Genomic DNA, 1980 nt, shown 5'->3' with positions numbered 1-1980 from the left:
ATTCGCACCTACAGCTGACAAGCTTGTTTCATGCGCATTCCTAACTGATGTGACGGCAATCACATCAGTCGTTATCCTCGCTAGGAATCAGAGCTTTTAATTCTTGTGATAACAAGGTTTGCGCGCCCGTGGTGACTATCTCTTCTGCGGGCGTGAATCCACTAGCGGCAAAATAACCGGTTTCAGATTGATTCAACGCAGGTAAAGGTCGACGTTTAAATGTGCCATCCTCAGCCTTGATAAACACAAATGCCTGACCTAAATGCCAAACTACGGCTGTTTCCGGAATGATCACGCCGCTATTTTTCTCGGTACCTAGCGGAATCCAGGCCTGAATATGCGCGCCGTAAGCCAGCTTTTGGCCTTCGGATTTAAAAAAATAGCGTTCACCTTGAGTGATAGGGTCGACTTGTGGGGCAGCAGAAATCAATGTCGCCGTGATGGCTTGCTCACGACGACCATGAGCATCGACTGCGATAGCTTGTAGTCCGTCTGGCAGGTGGGTGTTGGCAGGCAGGGTGATTTGCAGTAACTGTGCGCTATGATTTAAAAACTGTTCTGCCTGCTGATTATTATTTTGGGTAAACCAGTTGGTCAGTTTATCGCCCCATTGCAGTCGACTGGCGGCCATAATGGTTTGTTGTTGGTAACTGCTGGCAGCCAAATTGGCTTTGTCATTTTGCCATTGGGCTTGCTGTTCCTGCAGTCGACGAGAGGAGACAATATCTTGTTGATGCAGGTTTTTGGTGCGTGACAGGTTAATATTTGCTTCCTGATAACGGGCTTGGGCGCTGTCTTGCTGAGCTTGCGCGGATAGATATTGCTGGCGTAGCATCAATAAAGGTTCCAGGTTGCTCACCAAGCCCTGTGCAGTTAACTCGGATTGTTGGCTGGTTGCTTGTAGTCGTTGGGTTTTGATGCCGGCAGTTTGTTGCAGACTTTCTGTTGAATGAGTGTTCTCTTGTTCTGCTCGTTCATCGTTGTCATCAGTTGCTGCATACGACAAGCTACTGATTAAAATAAGTGACAGGTAAGTTAATTGGATCAAAAGCTGCATATTTTGAAAGTGTGCCATTAGGTATCAGGGAATTATAGGGTTTGGCTTACCTGAGTTTATAATTTTTTGTTGTGTAAAAAAAATAGCCGGTTATGCTTTGCCGGTTGATATTAAGGCTTAAAACGGGAAACAGAAATGAAACACATACCAGAAAATCTGAAATATGCAGCGACCCATGAGTGGGCGAGCCTGGAAGACGGTCAGGTTGTAAGGGTGGGCATCACCGATTTTGCTCAATCTGAATTAGGTGACATTGTCTTTATTGGCTTGCCGGATGTTGGACGCACAGTTGCAGTCAACGAACAAATCGCCGTGATTGAATCGGTAAAAACGGCCTCAGACTTATTTAGCCCGGTTGCTGGAACGGTGGTGGAAGTTAATGAATCGGTAGCGGATGCACCTGAGCAAGTGAATGACGATGCCTATGCCACCTGGTTGTTTAGCATTAAAGCGGATAACCCTGCCGAGCTGGAATCGTTAATGAATGCAGATGCTTATCAGCAAATGATAGAGGAATAACGGAGAGCATGGCCAATCAAAATGCAAAAGGATTGAAGCGACTAGTGAATGCCTGTTTTTTTTCAGCAGCTGGTTTTAAAGCAACTTGGCAGCATGAAGAAGCGTTTAGACAGGAAGTGATGTTATTTATCGTCACCACGCCACTGGCGCTTTGGCTGGGTAACAGTGCCATCGAAAAAGTTTTAATGATTGGTAGTGTGGTGCTGGTTTTACTGGTAGAACTGTTGAATTCGGCTGTGGAAGCTGTGGTGGACAGAGTGGGGTTTGAGCATCATGAACTGTCCGGCCGCGCTAAAGATATCGGTTCAGCAGCGGTGATGTTGTCTTTGATTTGGGCGGCGATAACCTGGGCTTGGATTTTGTTGTAAGTCAGGGATAATGTTTTAAGGCTAAAGGCTAAAGGC

At 46.3% G+C, this 1980-nt stretch carries 3 protein-coding genes; 2 read left to right on the top strand and 1 reads right to left on the bottom strand.

The genetic code is table 11. The features are described from left to right. Window positions 1-64: 64 nt before the first annotated feature. Complete coding sequence (locus A1359_RS05865; protein ID WP_157200487.1) at window positions 65-1057, bottom strand: efflux RND transporter periplasmic adaptor subunit; 993 nt, start codon at window positions 1055-1057, stop codon at window positions 65-67. 135 nt (window positions 1058-1192) lie between these two features. Between A1359_RS05865 and gcvH the strand changes: the two genes are divergently transcribed. Together gcvH and A1359_RS05855 are read left to right on the top strand one after the other, a co-directional pair. Beyond that, window positions 1193-1576, top strand: coding sequence for a glycine cleavage system protein GcvH (gcvH, locus tag A1359_RS05860; protein ID WP_066979416.1), 384 nt, complete (start codon window positions 1193-1195; stop codon window positions 1574-1576). An 8-nt stretch (window positions 1577-1584) separates the two neighbouring features. Continuing rightward, window positions 1585-1944 (top strand): diacylglycerol kinase, encoded by a 360-nt coding sequence (locus A1359_RS05855; RefSeq protein WP_066979413.1) that lies wholly within the window; start codon window positions 1585-1587, stop codon window positions 1942-1944. The last annotated feature ends 36 nt before the right edge of the window (window positions 1945-1980 follow it).

The sequence above is a fragment of the Methylomonas lenta genome, from assembly GCF_001644015.1.
Taxonomy (GTDB): domain Bacteria; phylum Pseudomonadota; class Gammaproteobacteria; order Methylococcales; family Methylomonadaceae; genus Methylomonas; species Methylomonas lenta.
The sequence above is the reverse complement of the archived record's forward strand: the minus strand, read 5'-3'. Positions and strand labels throughout refer to the sequence as shown.